This is a genomic window from Pseudomonas sp. EB271-G4-1 (assembly GCF_058791355.1).
This window is the reverse complement of record NZ_JBYTEO010000051.1, coordinates 1-16,188: the sequence shown is the minus strand read 5'-3', so window position 1 is coordinate 16,188 and position 16,188 is coordinate 1. Positions and strand designations below refer to the sequence as shown.

Below are 16,188 nucleotides of genomic sequence, written 5' to 3'. Positions count from 1 at the left end.
TTTACCAAGCACTTTTTTGGCTGCCGGTGCTGGAGGTGGATGGTACACTTCCGCGCTTTACGCCTTCCCACTCAGTATGGATGCTATGAGTCGCCTACCCGAAAACAACTTGCAAGCCGCCTTGAGGGTTTGCAAGAGCAGCTTTATTTCCGTCGGTTTTTTCAGTCTGTTCGTCAACGCGCTGATGTTGGTGCCGACGTTCTTCATGATCCAGGTTTCCGGTCGCGTAGTGCCCAGCAGCAGCGTCTCCACGCTGGTGATGCTGACGCTCATCCTGACCTTATTGATGTTGACCCTGGGTTCACTGGAGTGGGTGCGCTCACGGATCATGGTGCGTATCAGCAACCGGCTTGACGCCCTGTTGAGCCATGACGTCTATCGAGCCAGCTTCCGCAGGGCTCTGGACAGTGGCGGAATGGATGCGTCGGCCCAATCGCTCAATGACCTCACGTCCCTGCGCCAGTTCCTGAGCGGGAATGGTCTGTTCGCCTTCTTCGATGCGCCATGGTTGCCGATTTATGTCGCGGTCATGTTCATGTTTCACCCTTTATATGGCTGGGTCACCGTTGGTTGCGCAATCGTACTGATCTGTCTGGCGGTGTTGAACCAGCGCTTTACTGGCAAGGCGTTGGTGGAGGCCAACAAGGAAAACGTTGCAGCCTCCCTGCACACTACCAAAACGCTGCGCAATGCCGAAGTCATCGAATCAATGGGAATGCTTCACACCCTGATGAGCCGCTGGGCGCAGCGCCAGCGCAAGGTATTGAGGCTGCAGTCGTATGCCAGCGACAAGAGCGGCATTATTACATCCGTGTCCAAGACGTTTCGTCAGTGGACTCAGTCCATCATGCTGGCGCTAGGTGCTTACCTGGTGATCACCCACGAGATAACGCCGGGCTTGTTGATGGCTGGCTCGCTGTTGCTCGGACGCGCCTTGTCCCCCATTGACCAGATGATCGGCAGCTGGAAGGGCTTTGTCGCTGCGCGGGTGCAGTACAACCGTCTGAACGAAACCCTGGACAAGCTGAGTGCCGAACCTGAGCGCATGAAGCTACCCGCGCCGCAAGGGCATGTTCAAGTCGAGAACCTGATCGTGACCCCGCCGGGTGCGAAAACTCCGGTGATCCGCAATATCAGCTTCGTCGCCCCAGCCGGTACCGTGGTGGGCATTGTCGGGCCGAGCGCGGCGGGCAAGTCGACACTCGTTCGGGCGTTGATGGGGGTATGGGCGCCACAGCATGGCGTGGTACGCCTGGATGGTGCGGATATCAGTGCCTGGGACAAACATGAACTGGGTCCGCACGTGGGTTACCTGCCACAGGACATCGAGTTGTTCGAGGGCAGTATCAGCGAAAACATTGCCCGTTTTGAAGCCATTGATGCCGAAAAAACCGTGCATGCCGCTAAGGTCGCTGGCGTGCATGAGATGATCCTGATGCTCCCCGACGGTTACGACACGGTCATCGGCAGTGACGGTATCAACCTGTCTGGCGGTCAGCGCCAGCGTATTGGCCTGGCTCGGGCGCTCTACGGTAACCCGCGACTGATTGTCCTGGATGAGCCCAACTCCAACCTTGATGATGTCGGTGAGCGTGCTTTGGGTGTCGCCTTGCAGAAGATCAAGGAAACGGGTGCCACGGTGTTCATCGTCTCGCACCGCCCCAATATTCTTGCCCGGCTTGATCGTGTGATGGTGCTGAGTGCCGGCACCATCAGTCTTTATGGGGCGCGTGAGCAAGTTATTGCCGAGTTGGCGGCCCAGCAAGCCAAGACTCAGCAGCGGGTCGCCCAGGCGGCCGCTTCAGATGCGGCTTCGGCCGGCGCGTGAAAGGAATCCATTGATGACCCGTACTACCCTGTTAACCCTCAACGATCACGAGCTCGATGAGGTGCCTACTTCTGACCGAAATATACGCCGGCTCGGCCTGGGGATCGTGCTTGTAACCTTTGGTCTGTTTGGCGGCTGGGCCGCCTTCGCTCCATTGGATAACGCTGTATTTGGCAGTGGCCAGGTCACAGTCCAAAGCTATCGCAAGACGGTTCAGCATCTGGAGGGGGGTATCGTCAAGGAACTGCTCGTGCATGATGGTGATCTGGTGCGCCGGGGCGATCCGCTGATTGTGCTGGATGAGTCGCAGATCAGTGCCGAGTACGAGTCTACCCGTAGCCAGCTGATTGCCGCCAAAACCAGGGAGGCCCGCTTGCGAGCCGAGCGCGATGACTTGCCGGCGTTGCCGACGGTGTCGATTGATGGCCCTGATTCGCAGCGCGCGCAGGAGGCATTGGAGGGCGAAACGCATGTGTTCAATGCTCGGCGTGGTTCGCGTCTTGGGGAAATAGCGGTCAAGAAAGAGCGTATCGCTCAGCTCAGTCAGCAGATCACTGGCCTGGAGACGATGGTCCGTACCAAGGTGGGGCTGGAGCAGTCCTACAGCGGTGAGATCACCGAGCTCAAGGAGTTGTTGGCCCAGGGGTTCGTCGACAAGCAAAGGTTGTTGGAGCAGGAGCGCAAGCTGGACATGCTCAGGTCGGAAGTGGCCGACCATAAATCGAACATCCTGACTACTCGTTTGCAGATTAACGAGACGCAACTGGAAATTGTTCAGCTCACCAAGAACTTCAACTCCGATGTGGTGAAAGACCTTGCCGATGTGCAGAGCCAGGTCTTTGAGCTGCAGGAAAAAGTCAGCGCACTCAAGGACAGGCTCTCGCGGATTGTCATCCGGGCCCCGGAAGGTGGCATGGTGCTGGATATGAAGGTGCATACCGTTGGTGGTGTGATCAGCCCGGCAACACCGTTGATGGACATCGTGCCTGAAGCCTCTCAGTTGGTGGTTGAAGCGCGCGTCGGCACCAATGATATTGATCGAATTTCCTTGGGCAAGACGGCAGACATTCGCTTCACCGCATTCAATTATGCGACCACGCCGGTGATCCAGGGCGAGGTCAGTCGAATCTCCGCGGACCGCTTGACCGATGAGCGTTCCGGTGACAGCTATTACCTGGTGCGGGTGACGCTCACCGACGAGGGTGCGAAAAAGCTTGGCGAACGCAAGTTGTTGCCAGGTATGCCGGCTGAAGTACTGATCAATGCGGGTGATCGAACCATGCTGCAGTACCTCCTGAAACCGGCTCGCAACATGTTCGCCAAGTCGATGATCGAGGAATGATTGTGCGTTTGTTACCTGTTGTGCTCCTCGGTTTATCGGTTTTTCAGGTTCAAGCGGCAGCCGCGCAGGAAGAGCGCGGTGTCAGTGCCAATGATTATTCGGTTGACCTGATGGCGCTGTATCGCGAAGCGCGGTTGGAAGACCCGCGCATCATCTCGGCCTACGCCAAGGCGCGTTCCGCGTCCGAACAGCAGCGCGCCGCGCTGGGTGGATTGCTCCCGCAGGTATCGGCCAACGGCGGTTACAACCGAATCCTGCGCAAAGACGACGCCTCGCGGGAAATCTACGACAACAACAGTTACGGGTTGAGCCTGACCCAGTACATCTATAACAAGCAGGCTTGGGAAAGCTGGCAGAAGTCCAAAAGCGTCAGCCGGCAAAAGGTCTCCGAAGCCGATGAGGCGCAGGCTGAGGCTACGGTGGATCTGGCCAAGCGCTATTTCATCGCGTTGGCGGCCGATGACGACCTGGAGTTGATCATGGCCGAGCGTCGGGCGACGCAAAAGAATCTCGACCAGGTTAATGCGTTGTATGCCCGGCAAATGGCCAAGATCACCGATCAATTGGACCTGCAGGCACGGGTCGACAGCCTGGCGGCCCAGGAAGTCGAGTCGCGTAACCAGGTGCGCCTCAGTCGCGCGGCACTGGCCGAGCTGGTTGGGCGACCCATCAACGAGCGCTTGAGTCGCGTGCGCAGTGATGTGGAGTTCCAGGCGCCTATGGAGAGCCTGGATAACTGGTTGCAGTTGGCAGAGAGCGGTAACCCGGCCCTGAAGGCTAGCCAGAGTGGTGTCGAGGCGGCCGAAGCGGCGGTGCGTGAAGGCAAGGGGGGGCATTATCCGTCCCTGACTTTCAGTCTGAGCGGCCAGCAGAGCGATGTGGGGTATGACAATACACAAACCCCGCGCAGCGACAGCTACGTCGCCACCCTGGGTGTGAAAGTGCCGTTATACAGCGGTGGCTCCACCTCGGCGCGTGTTCGTGGCTTGTATGACGATCAGCAAGTGGCAGAGGAGCAGCTCGAAGGCGTAAGGCGCCAAGTGGTTAAAGAAACCACTAATGCGTACCTGACTGCGCAATCCAGTGTCGAGAAGATCCGTGCGAGCCGAAATGCGCTGTCTTCGGCCAGCCAGTCCAGTATTGCCGCGCAGAAGGCGTTCACCTATGGCGTGGTGAACGCTGTGGATGTATTGGCCAGTGTGCAGAACGAATTCAAGGCGCGCCGCGATCTGCTCAAGGCCCAATACGATTTTGTCATAAACCTGTTTGCGCTCAACCGTTGGGCTGGAAAGCTCTCCGAAGGAAGCGTGGCCAGTGTGAATGCGTGGCTGAGTGCGGACGAAACTAACGTCATTCAACCTGATGCGTCTAATCCGAAGCAGGTCAGTCGCTAGTGTGCTGACTCGTTTGTTGGTCTATCAATGCCGTCCCTTAATCCCAGATTGTCTCACATCCCGCAACAGACACATTTTTGACACCCTCCCCACATCACCTAACGTTGAGGAAGCAGCTGCGGAAAAGCTGCTTCCTCAACCGATGTCATGGAGCGTCATTTATGCGTACAGGCTATTTCTATTTCCTGGTTTTTGCCCTGCTCACCAGTGCTTCTATCACCGCCAATGCAGCGCCTGCGGCCAAGCCGGAGGCATCCAAGGCTCCGGTGGCTATGGAGGCTTCGGCGGGTGTGGAATCAGGCAAGGTGAATCTCAATAAGGCTGATGCGCCCACCTTGCAGCGTGAGTTGTCCGGTGTGGGGGAGGCCAAGGCCAAGGCGATTGTTGCGTATCGTGAAGCTAATGGGCCGTTTGCCTCCACCGAGGAGTTGCTCGAGGTGAAGGGGTTCGGCAAGGCGCTCCTGGATAAGAATCGCGAGAAGCTTCAGGTGAACTAAGCTTGTAAATCTGCCTTGGAAGGCCGGTCATTGACCGGCCTTTTTGCCATCTGGCGGAGGGTGAGCGGTTTTGCCTTTCGTCGCGGAGCAAAAAATTACGACTATCATATGATGCTTAAATTATGGCTATAATAAATACGATTTCCATGTCGGCGCGCTGACAACCTTGGCGCGTATCCTTCCCTCTGGCATCTCCCAGGAGCAATCATCATGACTTCCATCCAGTCCCAAGGCACGGCCCTCGTCACCGGCGCTTCCTCCGGCATCGGTGCTGTCTACGCACAGCGTTTGGCTGCGCGTGGTTTTGATTTGTTGTTGGTCGCCCGTGATCAAGAGCGGCTTGAAGCGGCGGCGAGTGCGTTGCGTGATGCCCATGGTGTTCAGGTTGAGGTGTTGAAGGCGGATTTGACGCAGAAGGATGACGTGCTGAAGCTTGAGCAGCGTCTTCGCAGTGATTCGAGTATCAGTCTGTTGCTGAACAATGCGGGGATAGCGGCGGATGGGTTGTTGGCCAATGCCGATCTGGACCAGCTGGAGCGCATGATTCAGCTGAATATCACGGCGGTCACGCGTTTGGCGTCGGCAGCGGCGGCGAGTTTTGCCAAGGCGGGTCGGGGCACGATTATCAATATTGCATCGGTGGTGGCGTTGTTTCCCGAGCGGTTTAATGCGACGTACAGCGCGAGCAAGGCTTATGTGCTGAGTTTGACTCAGTCGTTGAACGCCGAACTCGACGGCACCGGTGTCAAGGTCCAGGCTGTGTTGCCAGGGGTAACACGCACGGAGATCTGGGAGCGTTCGGGTATCGATGCTTCGCAGATTCCGGAGGATATGGTGATGGAGGCGGGGGAGATGGTCGATGCGGCGCTGGCGGGACTGGATCAGGGTGAGTTGGTGACCATTCCTTCATTGCCGGATGCTGGCGACTGGGATGCATTTGTGGCGGCGCGTCTGGTCATGGCGCCTAATCTTTCGAAAAGCAAGGCGGCTGCGCGTTACAAATGACGCGGGCGAACCGGTGTGAGGTGGTGGCGGTATGAGTGATCGTCGAGTGGTAGTGACAGGTATGGGGCTGGTGTCTCCGCTGGGTAGCGGCGTGGAGGCGGTCTGGGCGCGCTTGTTGGCCGGGCGTTCCGGGTTGCGCAATTTGCCGGATGAAGTAGTGGCCGATCTGCCGGCCAAGGTCGGCGGGGCGGTGCAAACCGTTGCGCAGGACCCGGAGGCAGGTTTTGATCCGGATCGGGCAACGGCGCCCAAAGAACAGAAGAAGATGGATCGGTTCATCCTGTTTGCCAAGGAGGCGGCGCGCCAGGCGATTGAGCAGGCGGGGTGGCAGGCACAAACAGCGCAAGCCCAGGAGCGTACGGCAACCATCATTGGGTCGGGCGTCGGTGGTTTCGGGGCGATTGCCGATGCGGTGCGTACCACGGACAGCCGTGGGCCGCGACGGTTGTCGCCGTTCACCATCCCTTCCTTCCTGGTCAACCTGGCCGCGGGGCATGTGTCGATCGAGCATGGCTTCAAGGGCCCGCTGGGCGCACCGGTCACGGCCTGTGCGGCTGGCGTCCAGGCGATTGGCGATGCGGTGCGATTGATTCGTTGCGGCGAGGCGGATGTTGCGGTGTGTGGGGGCGCAGAGGCGGCGATCGATCGGGTCAGCCTTGCTGGCTTTGCGGCGGCGCGTGCGTTGTCCAGCGCTTTCAACGACACCCCGGAGCGCGCTTCGCGTCCGTTCGATCGCGACCGCGATGGCTTTGTCATGGGTGAAGGGGCTGGCCTGCTGGTGGTCGAATCCCTGGAACATGCCTTGGCCCGTGGTGCTCAACCCCTGGCAGAGGTGGTCGGTTATGGCACCAGCGCCGACGCCTATCACCTGACCGCGGGGCCTGAGGATGGCAGCGGCGCACGCCGGGCCATGTCATTGGCATTGGCTCAGGCGGGGATTTTGCCGGAGCAGGTCCAGCATTTGAATGCGCACGCCACTTCGACACCAGTGGGCGACCTGGGGGAGTTGGCAGCCATCAAGGCGCTGTTCGGTTCGCAAAACGGCATTGCAGTGACCTCGACCAAGTCGGCCACCGGGCACTTGCTCGGTGCTGCTGGCGGGATCGAAGCCATTTTCACGCTGCTGGCGATCCGGGACCAGATTGTGCCGGCGACCCTTAATCTCGATAATCCGGACCCGGCCAGCGAGGGCGTGGACATTGTCCGCGGCCAGGCACGACCCATGGCGATCGAGTACGCGCTGTCCAACGGGTTCGGGTTTGGCGGGGTGAATGCCAGCGTGCTATTCAAGCGCTGGGTTGGCTAGTTGTCCGGCTGATTAAGGTGGGTGCGTGTCACCTCGAGGATCTCGGCAGCCAGCTCGGGGTTCTCGACGCTGCGCGATAGCAGCAGTGCGCCGATCAGTGTGGACATGATGACGATGCTGCGTCGCTCGATGTTTTCGCCCTCGAGGGTGCCCTGGATCTGGCGAAGTCGTGCCTGGAGCACCGCGTCTGATGTAGGGCTTGGCTGGCCGCGCATGCCGAGTTCCGAGGACATGGTCGGCAGTGGGCAGCCTTCGTGGGGCGAGGTCTGGTGCCATTCGGACAGGTAGGCGTTGATGAATGCCTCCAGCGGGCGGTCTTGGGAAAATAGCTCGGCGCAGGTGACGTCCACTTGATCCCCGGCGGCCTGCAGCGCTTTTTCCACCAGCTCGTCCTTGGACTTGAAGTGTGAATAAAAGCCCCCGTGGGTCAAGCCCAGCGCTTTCATCAGCGGTTGCAGGCCGGTCGCGCCGATGCCGTCACGGCGAAATCGCACGGAAGCTTCCTTGATGATGCGTTGGTGGGTCTGGGCTTTATGGTCCTGCGAGTAACGCATCTGATATCTCCGCATCAATGCGCCATATTAACCAATGAAAATTGGATGGTGACTGTACTTCTATTTCTAAAAAGCATGCAGATGCGTCGAACTTGATCGAACCCCAATGAAATATGGCACGAATAGTGATTACTCATTCACCAACGATTGTTGAACAATCCGGGGTAATGAGTATGAACAGCGGGCTGTCATTGGCCGATCAGATCACACTGGAGTTACGTGGCGACATCATTGGTGGGCGATTGCTGCCGGGCATGTCCCTGGTGGAAAGCGATTTGGTGGCCGCCTATAACGCGTCGCGCAATACCATTCGGGAGGCCTTGCACCGCTTGGGGCAGGAGGGTTTGACCCGCTATGTGCGCAACAAGGGAGTCATGGTGCGCCGGCTGGGGATTGAGGATGTGCGGGACCTGTTCCGGGTTCGACGCACGCTCGAATTGCAGGCCATCAGCGCCAGCCGGCCTCTGCGCGAGTATGAGTCCGACCGCATGCTCGAAGCCCTGGAAGCCGCCGAGCTGGCCCGGGAGCGCGAGGATTGGCGCGCCGTCGGCACCCATGGCCTGGCCTTTCACCAACACATTGTCGGGTTGTTGCGCAGTCCTTTGTTCGACGCGTTCTTCACCAACGTCGTCGCGCAATTGCGCCTGGTGTTCTGCAGCGCTCCCGATGAAGCGCGTTTCCAGGCGCCCTGGCTGGCTCGCGATCGGCAAATCCATGAGCTGCTTGCCGAGGGCGACAAGCGCGGCGCCGAAGACGCCATGTGCCTGTATCTCGATGATTCCGAACATCTGCTGTCGCAATTGTTTGCCACTGCTTCCCATCACTGATCGAGGGTGTGTGCCATGTACAAAGACTATCCGGCGGCTTATCAAGTCAGCAAAGGTTCGGCCTTGCAGGTGGACAAGGCTTTCTACGAGCGGGTTCGCGACGCGAAGGACGGGCGTACCCTGATCGAGTCATTCGAAGTGCCGATCCGTACTGGTCGTGCCTGGACGGTGCCGGCCGGGCACGTGTTTCGCGTGACCACGCCGGTCGGGCCGCAGGTGGGGGATTTCAACGTGTGGAACGCCAACGATCCGCGCGAACGCTTGTGGGCGGCGCGGACCCGGCAGTTGCAGGGGGCGCACGTCAGCACCCACGACAGGCTCTGGTCGAACCTGCCATTCTTGCGGCCGCTGGTGACCATCACCGATGACAGCCTCGCCGCGTACGGTATCGACGAACACGGCGGGCGCCTGCACGACTTGCTCGGTACCCGCTGCGATCCGTACGTGAACAAGATGCTCACCGGCGAGGACTTTCACCATCACTGTCATTCCAACCTGACCCGTGCGGTGCTGCCTCACGGCCTGACCGAATTCGATGTGCATGACGTGCTGAACATTTTCCAGTGCACGGGGCTGAACCACGACGACATGTACTTCATGAAGGCCTGTCCGGCGCAGAAGGGCGATTACCTGGAGTTCTTCGCCGAAATCGATTTGCTCTGCGCACTGTCGACCTGCCCGGGAGGCGATTTGTCGCTGGCCATGTGGGGACCTGATGCGCAGGACCCGCTGAGCGTGTGCCGGCCGCTGGGGGTGGAGGTTTATCGACTGGATGATGCGTTGCTTGAGGGTTGGAGCCAGCCGGAGCGTGCGGCGTACCAGGGGATGCATGGGTTGCACATTGCTAAGGCCGATTGGGAATTGTAGATAGGCGAATCACGCAAGAGTACCGCGCCCTGTAGGAGCGAGCATGCTCCGGGCGGCGTTCCGACGAAAAACCTGAGAGCACCGCGGGGTGCCAGACTCCCCGCGTCATCGTTGACCTCCATCGCGAGCATGCTCGCTCCTACAGGCTCTTCCGGTGACTCGCTGTAAAAGCGAAACCCTATGTGGCTGTTACCGCAGGAGTGGATATGTACGCCGTCAACCCACCACGAGATTTTCAAGGCAATTGCATGTCCTTGACCCAGCTCATTTTTTTTAATCCACTCGAACGGTTGTAACTTCGTCCCAGATAGGTACAATGGCGCGGCTCGCCGTCAGGTGAGCGTCGTTATGGTGACCCCATCGGTCCCCCCGCAACGATCAGCCGTGAACCCGGTCAGGCCTGGAAGGGAGCAGCCGCAGCGGTGACATTGTGTGCCGGGGTGTGGCTGGTGGGGTTACCACCTTAACGAACCGCGAGACCCTCTCTCGCGTAATCAATCAAACCGGTTTCCTGTACCGCCATGGCGCCTGCCCATCGCGGCTTTTTGTCGTCTGCGATTTGGTGGCGACATAAAAAAGGAGCTCGACCTGTCGGACGCGACACGTCGATCATCGTTCTTGCTGGCTCTAAGGCTTGGACAAGGCCTGGTCAACCGCTGCAATCAGCTTTCCCAGATCCTTTGGGGGGGCTTTATGTATGACATCGAACAGGTACGCCCGTTGTTCGTCCTCATCGCCAGGGTCGGCGAAAAAGGCTTTCAGCTTCACCCCCAGCACATTGGCAAACATGAACAGTGCGTCCACGCTGGGGGTATAGGTACCGGTTTCGAAGCGGCTGATGGTTTTGGGGTCAAAACCGGTTCTTTCGCCAAGTTCAGCCTGAGTAAGCCCCGCGACCTTGCGGTACCGCCGGATGGCTGGACCCAAACTTGAAATGTGCATCGCTTTAATTCCCATTTAGAATCAAGAACTTAATGATTGATGTAGTAATAGGCAACTGCATTAACCATCACCTTGCTTTGCAAAATGTGATGCATTTCGTAGAATTGCCGTCCAAAAGCGACATTGAGTGAGCTTGTTTCAGATTATGGAATAATATGAAAAAGCCACTATTGCGTAGTTACGCAAGGCGGCGAAAGCCACTTGCAGTCTTGCAGAATATTACCAGCATCGGTGTTGCTGCCTTGAACGGGTTCCACCGCCGGCGACAACGAGCCTGACTCATGGATGAGAAATACCGCAGGGCGGTGGATGCCGCCGCGATTTTTTCCGAGACCGACCTGGGCGGCCGGATCACCCACGTCAATGAACAGTTTTGCGCAGTGTCCGGGTACAGCCGTGAAGAGTTGCTTGGGCAAAACCATCGCATGCTCAATTCCGGCATGCACGCCACTGACTTCTTCGTCGACATGTGGCGCACCATCTCCCGGGGTCATATCTGGAAGGGTGAGATCTGCAATCGTGCCAAGGATGGCAGCCTGTATTGGGTCGAAAGCACCATGGTGCCGGTGATCGAGACTGCCACCGGGCGGGTAGAGCGGTATCTGTCGATTCGCTTTGACATCAGCGAAAAACGCCAGCTCCTGCATTCCCTGCAATGGCGGGTCGGTCATGACGTGCTGACCGGGCTGCCCAATCGTGCATTTCTTTCGGATCTGCTTGATCAGGCGTTGGAGTTCTCCCGGCAGGAGAGCATTCCGCTGGCAGTGTGCATGCTCGATCTCGACGGCTTCAAGGCGATCAATGACGGCTACGGGCATGCCACCGGCGATCTGTTGCTGGTGGAGGTGGCCAAGCGCCTGCGCAACGTCGTGCGTGGCGAGGATGTGGTCGCGCGGCTGGCCGGCGACGAGTTCGTCCTGGTGTTGCGCTACGTCCATGACCTGCCGAAATTGCGGGCCGCGCTGAACCGGATACTGGGGGCGATATCGGCACCGTACTCACTGCACGGCAAGGACATCAATGTGTTTGCCAGCATTGGCGTCACGCTGTTCCCTTACGATAACGAAGATGCCGGGACCTTGCTGCGTCATGCCGATCAGGCCATGTACGTGGCCAAGCAGAGCGGTCGCAAGCGCTTTCACTTGTTCGACGTGAGCCGCGACCGCGAGGTCAAGGCCACTCACGAGACGGTCGAACGGGTGCGTCAGGCGCTGGATGCCGGAGAGCTGCGCCTGCAGTTCCAGCCCAAGGTCAACATGCGCCGTGGCCAAGTCGTTGGCTTTGCGGCGGTGCTGCGCTGGGAGCACCCGCAAATCGGCTTGATGCCTGCCCGGGATTTTTTGCCTCAGGTGGAGGAGACGGACCTGATCATCGATATCGGTGAGTGGGTGCTGGACCGCGTGTTGGCGCAGCTGGATCAATGGCGCCAGGCCGGGCATGACTGGCCGGTGAGCATCAATATCGCGGCGCGGCATTTTCAGCGGGCGGATTTCGTCGAGCGCCTCAAAAACCTGTTGGCGCGGCACGAGCGAGTCGCTCCGCAGCGGCTTGACCTGGAAATCGTCGAGTCGGTCGCGGTCGAGAACATCCAGCATGTCAGTGCCTGTCTGCAGGCTTGCCAGGCGCTGGGGCTGCAGTTTTCGTTGGGGGATTTCGGCACCGGCTACTCATCCCTGAGTTACCTCAAGCGCCTGCGCACCCAGACCATCAAGATCGACAAGTCCTTTGTGCGCGGCATTCTTCATGATGGCGATGACTTGGCATTGACCACGGCCGTGATCGGCCTTGCCCGGGCATTTGGCCGCCAGGTGATCGCCGAGGGGCTGGAAAGTATCGAGCACGGTGAGTTGCTGTTGCGCCTGGGGTGCGAGGTGGCCCAGGGCAATTTCATTGCGCAGCCGATGCCTGCTGACGATGTGCCCGGCTGGGTCGCGGGTTTTGTCGTGCCGGCGCAATGGCGAGCGGCAGATGCCACCGCACAAGGTCATGGCCTGGGTTCAGTCTTGCCTCCGACATAAAGGGCAATGATGTCGTCGATCTCCCCGGACATCTTCATGCGCAGCAGGGTGCGCAGGATGCGCTGCACCGGCACCTTGGGGTCGTTGCGCACGTAGCAGCCGACGCGTTGCTCCTGCAGGAGCGCCACGCTTTGCAGTTGCTGCTGCGGCAACAAGCGCTGGTTGAACCAGTCAAGGGTCCATTGGTTGCTGACCGCATAGCGGTTGCGCCCGGCATGCAGCTTCTCCAGCACCTGTTCCTGATTGCGGGCATCGTCGCGATACAGCCGGTTGGCGTCGAACAGGGGTTGCAGGGTTGGGTAGCTGTAGCCCAGGACCGTCCCGATCGATTGATGGGGCAAGTGTGTTGGCGTGACGGAGGTGTTCGCATCGGGACGGCTGACCAGCAGGTCGGGTTGAGTCCAGAGCGGAATGCTCCAGATATAGTCGCCGGACTGGTTCGGCGTCCAGGACTGCGCGGCGTAGCAGCGTATATCGACCTCGCCCGTTTCCATGGCGTTTTGCACCCGGCCGCGGGGCAATACGTGGAACTGCGCCGGCACGCCGACCTGGGTCGCGAGGCTGAGCATCACGTCATACAGGATGCCCTGGGTCGGCCGGCCACGTTCAAGTTGCACCATCGGCATCGCCCAACTGTCAGGCACCACGAAGCGCAACGGCGCATCAGCGGCCGTTCCGTCCAGGCTTAACAACAGCAGTGCCCCCCAGGCTAACCGCATAAACGCTCCGCTAACTTTGACGCAAAAAGCCCGCAAAATGCAGCTTAGCCAGATTAGACGAGCGCACCGGATGCAATTTGTGCCTTGCTCCGCTAGCATTAGCCGCTTCTGCTTCCTTCGCTGCGACGGTTTTCGATGAGTTATCAGGTTCTTGCACGTAAATGGCGTCCGCGCTCGTTCCGCGAAATGGTCGGCCAGACCCATGTGCTCAAGGCTCTGATCAATGCCTTGGACAGCCAGCGGCTGCACCACGCCTACCTGTTTACCGGTACGCGCGGGGTCGGCAAGACCACTATCGCGCGGATCATAGCCAAATGCCTGAACTGTGAAACGGGTATCACTTCAACGCCCTGTGGCGAGTGCTCGGTATGCCGCGAGATCGATGAAGGCCGCTTCGTCGACCTGATCGAGATCGACGCCGCCAGCCGCACCAAGGTCGAAGACACCCGCGAGTTGCTCGACAACGTGCAGTACGCCCCCAGCCGCGGGCGTTTCAAGGTCTACCTGATCGACGAAGTGCACATGCTCTCCAGCCATTCTTTCAATGCGCTGCTGAAAACCCTCGAAGAGCCGCCACCCTACGTCAAGTTCATCCTGGCCACCACTGATCCGCAGAAACTTCCTGCAACGATTCTTTCGCGTTGCCTGCAGTTCTCCTTGAAGAACATGACCCCGGAACGGGTCGTTGAGCATTTGAGCCACGTGCTGAGTGTCGAGAACGTGCCGTTCGAAGACGACGCGCTGTGGTTGCTCGGTCGCGCCGCCGACGGTTCGATGCGCGATGCCATGAGCCTCACCGACCAGGCGATTGCCTTCGGTGAGGGCAAGGTCATGGCCGCGGACGTTCGGGCGATGCTTGGCACCCTTGATCACGGCCAGGTCTATGACGTCCTGCATGCGCTGATCGAAGGCGATGCCAAGGCCCTGCTCGAAGCGGTCCGCCACCTGGCCGAACAAGGCCCGGACTGGAATGGCGTGCTCTCGGAGATCCTCAATGTGCTGCACCGGGTTGCCATTACCCAGGCCTTGCCGGAAGGCGTCGACAACGGTCATGGCGACCGAGACCGGGTGCTGGCCCTGGCCCAGGCGTTGCCGGCCGAAGACGTGCAGTTCTATTACCAGATGGGCCTGATCGGCCGCCGCGACTTGCCGCTGGCGCCGGATCCCCGTGGCGGCTTTGAAATGGTGCTGTTGCGCATGCTGGCATTCCGGCCCGCGGACACCACGGACGCGCCGAGGCAACCGCTAAAGCCAGTGGGGATCAGCCAGGCCACGGTTGATTCCGCCAAATCAGTGGCTGCCACGCCGGTCGTAGCAAAGGTCGTCGCTGCACCCGTTGCACCTGTCGCGGCGGTGCCTGCGACCCCTGCGCCGGTCGTTGCCGTACCTCAGCCTCAGCCTCAGCCTCAGCCTCAGCCTCAGCCTCAGCCTCAGCCTCAGCCTGAGCCGGTGGTCGAGGCGGTCGTGGTCGAGGAAGTGGTCGACCTGCCATGGAACGATCCGGTCGAGCCAGAAGCCGTTCAACAGCCAGCCGTCGAGCCGGTGCTGGAAACCGCCAGCGAGCAGCCCGAGTTGCCGCCCATGCCGTTGCCGACCCCGGACAGCGTGGTACCGGACGCGCCGGAGTGGGCCGCCGCGCCCATTCCGGAACCGACGGTGGCGCAAGTCGATGCCGCTACCCCAGGCATGGACCTGGATGACGAGCCGCCACTGGACGAAGACTATATCGAGCCAGACATGGACTCGGCCTACAGCTACCTCGACGAACTGGCCAGCGAACACACCGCCGAGCCTGCCGCGGAGCCCGAGCCTGAGCCCGCCGCAGCGCCGGCCACGGGCCTGGCCCTGCAATGGCTGGAGCTGTTCCCGAAACTGCCGATTTCCGGCATGACTGGCAGCATCGCCGCCAACTGCACGCTGGTCGCGGTCGATGGCGACAATTGGTTGTTGCACCTGGACCCGGCCCACAGCGCCTTGTTCAACGCCACTCAACAACGTCGTCTCAACGAAGCGTTGAACCAGTATCACGGGCGGACCCTGACCCTGACCATGGAGCTGATCAAGCCCGAGCAGGAAACCCCGGCCCAGGCGGCGTCCCGTCGGCGTGCGGACCGTCAGCGCGAGGCCGAGGAGTCGATCCACGGTGATCCGTTCATCCAGCAAATGATGCAGCAGTTCGGTGCGGTGATCCGTAACGATACTATTGAACCTGTCGAGGCCCTGGCCAGTCAGGGCTAATAACTGAAGGCGCTCGCCCGTACGGGTTGGGCGTCGTTTAATCCAAGTACTTTTGAGGTGATTCCCATGATGAAAGGTGGCATGGCCGGCCTGATGAAGCAGGCGCAGCAGATGCAGGAAAAAATGGCCAAGATGCAGGAAGAGCTGGCCAACGCCGAAGTCACCGGTAAAGCCGGTGGCGACATGGTCACCGTGGTGATGACCGGTCGTCACGACGTCAAGCGCGTGACCATCGACCCAAGCCTGGTCGAAGGCCTGAGCGAAGATGACAAGGAAATGCTCGAGGCGGTGTTCGCCGCGGCCGTCAACGACGCCGTGCGCAAGATCGAAGCCAACAGCCAGGACAAAATGGGCAGCATGACCGCTGGCATGCAACTGCCACCGGGCATGAAACTGCCATTCTGATTCGCCTTCGGGCGTTGGATGAGCTACAAAAAATGCCAGGCATCGCGCCTGGCATTTTTGTTTCTGGTCACTGATCGTTCCCACGCGCAGCAAAGGAATGCCTAAAGGGACGCTCCGCGTTCCAGCTTCAGAAAGGGACGCGGAGCGTCCCGGGCTGCATTCCCACGCAGAGCGTCACTAGTGTCCGGTAAACATGTTTCATAGCTGAAGGCTGCCTTGGGCAGCCTTCAGCTTTTCTCGCTCCTG

14 protein-coding genes and 1 other RNA gene are annotated in these 16,188 nt (G+C 59.7%); 12 read left to right on the top strand and 3 right to left on the bottom strand.

The features are described 5' to 3' along the window. The first annotated feature begins 85 nt into the window (after positions 1 to 85). From AC3WWR_RS22655 to fabF, 6 genes are all read left to right on the top strand, one after another. A complete protein-coding gene (locus tag AC3WWR_RS22655; protein WP_492599076.1) occupies positions 86 to 1,828 on the top strand; it encodes a type I secretion system permease/ATPase in 1,743 nt (580 codons plus the stop codon). Positions 1,829 to 1,841: 13 nt separating this feature from the next. Then, on the top strand, positions 1,842 to 3,170 hold the full coding sequence (locus AC3WWR_RS22650; RefSeq protein WP_492599075.1) for an HlyD family type I secretion periplasmic adaptor subunit: 1,329 nt from the start codon (positions 1,842 to 1,844) through the stop codon (positions 3,168 to 3,170). Next, positions 3,167 to 4,564 (top strand): TolC family outer membrane protein, encoded by a 1,398-nt coding sequence (locus tag AC3WWR_RS22645; RefSeq protein WP_492599074.1) that lies wholly within the window; start codon positions 3,167 to 3,169, stop codon positions 4,562 to 4,564. Before AC3WWR_RS22650 ends, AC3WWR_RS22645 begins: the two co-directional genes overlap by 4 nt. A gap of 161 nt (positions 4,565 to 4,725) precedes the next feature. After that, positions 4,726 to 5,061: a ComEA family DNA-binding protein gene (locus tag AC3WWR_RS22640; protein WP_492599073.1), complete on the top strand. Its 336-nt coding sequence runs from the start codon at positions 4,726 to 4,728 to the stop codon at positions 5,059 to 5,061. A 210-nt stretch (positions 5,062 to 5,271) separates the two neighbouring features. After that, the gene (locus tag AC3WWR_RS22635) at positions 5,272 to 6,066 is read left to right on the top strand and encodes an SDR family NAD(P)-dependent oxidoreductase (RefSeq protein ID WP_168757523.1); all 795 of its coding nucleotides are present in this window, start codon (positions 5,272 to 5,274) and stop codon (positions 6,064 to 6,066) included. A gap of 31 nt (positions 6,067 to 6,097) precedes the next feature. Further along, a complete protein-coding gene (gene fabF, locus AC3WWR_RS22630; RefSeq protein WP_492599072.1) occupies positions 6,098 to 7,372 on the top strand; it encodes a beta-ketoacyl-ACP synthase II in 1,275 nt (424 codons plus the stop codon). Here fabF and AC3WWR_RS22625 read toward each other — a convergent pair. Beyond that, positions 7,369 to 7,926, bottom strand: coding sequence for a TetR/AcrR family transcriptional regulator (locus tag AC3WWR_RS22625; RefSeq protein ID WP_020800649.1), 558 nt, complete (start codon positions 7,924 to 7,926; stop codon positions 7,369 to 7,371). The genes fabF and AC3WWR_RS22625 overlap by 4 nt on opposite strands. Positions 7,927 to 8,099: 173 nt before the next feature. On the opposite strand from AC3WWR_RS22625, the gene AC3WWR_RS22620 reads away from it, so the two are divergent. The 3 genes from AC3WWR_RS22620 to ffs all read left to right on the top strand — a co-directional run bounded on the left by AC3WWR_RS22620 (position 8,100) and on the right by ffs (position 10,075). Then, a complete protein-coding gene (locus AC3WWR_RS22620; RefSeq protein WP_083348494.1) occupies positions 8,100 to 8,753 on the top strand; it encodes a GntR family transcriptional regulator in 654 nt (217 codons plus the stop codon). A gap of 15 nt (positions 8,754 to 8,768) precedes the next feature. Then, on the top strand, positions 8,769 to 9,620 hold the full coding sequence (locus AC3WWR_RS22615; protein ID WP_492599071.1) for an urea carboxylase-associated family protein: 852 nt from the start codon (positions 8,769 to 8,771) through the stop codon (positions 9,618 to 9,620). A 358-nt stretch (positions 9,621 to 9,978) separates the two neighbouring features. Next, an RNA gene (gene ffs / locus AC3WWR_RS22610) (signal recognition particle sRNA small type) lies at positions 9,979 to 10,075 on the top strand. 172 nt (positions 10,076 to 10,247) lie between these two features. On the opposite strand, the gene AC3WWR_RS22605 is transcribed toward ffs, so the two are convergent. Continuing rightward, complete coding sequence (locus AC3WWR_RS22605) at positions 10,248 to 10,562, bottom strand: helix-turn-helix domain-containing protein (RefSeq protein WP_020800653.1); 315 nt, start codon at positions 10,560 to 10,562, stop codon at positions 10,248 to 10,250. A 281-nt stretch (positions 10,563 to 10,843) separates the two neighbouring features. On the opposite strand from AC3WWR_RS22605, the gene AC3WWR_RS22600 reads away from it, so the two are divergent. Beyond that, the gene (locus AC3WWR_RS22600; protein ID WP_492599070.1) at positions 10,844 to 12,580 is read left to right on the top strand and encodes a putative bifunctional diguanylate cyclase/phosphodiesterase; all 1,737 of its coding nucleotides are present in this window, start codon (positions 10,844 to 10,846) and stop codon (positions 12,578 to 12,580) included. Here AC3WWR_RS22600 and AC3WWR_RS22595 read toward each other — a convergent pair. Further along, the gene (locus tag AC3WWR_RS22595; RefSeq protein WP_492599069.1) at positions 12,547 to 13,299 is read right to left on the bottom strand and encodes a substrate-binding periplasmic protein; all 753 of its coding nucleotides are present in this window, start codon (positions 13,297 to 13,299) and stop codon (positions 12,547 to 12,549) included. The genes AC3WWR_RS22600 and AC3WWR_RS22595 overlap by 34 nt on opposite strands. A 135-nt stretch (positions 13,300 to 13,434) precedes the next feature. On the opposite strand from AC3WWR_RS22595, the gene dnaX reads away from it, so the two are divergent. Continuing rightward, a complete protein-coding gene (gene dnaX / locus AC3WWR_RS22590) occupies positions 13,435 to 15,537 on the top strand; it encodes a DNA polymerase III subunit gamma/tau (protein ID WP_492599068.1) in 2,103 nt (700 codons plus the stop codon). A 66-nt stretch (positions 15,538 to 15,603) separates the two neighbouring features. Further along, the gene (locus AC3WWR_RS22585) at positions 15,604 to 15,942 is read left to right on the top strand and encodes a YbaB/EbfC family nucleoid-associated protein (protein ID WP_007933349.1); all 339 of its coding nucleotides are present in this window, start codon (positions 15,604 to 15,606) and stop codon (positions 15,940 to 15,942) included. The last annotated feature ends 246 nt before the right edge of the window (positions 15,943 to 16,188 follow it).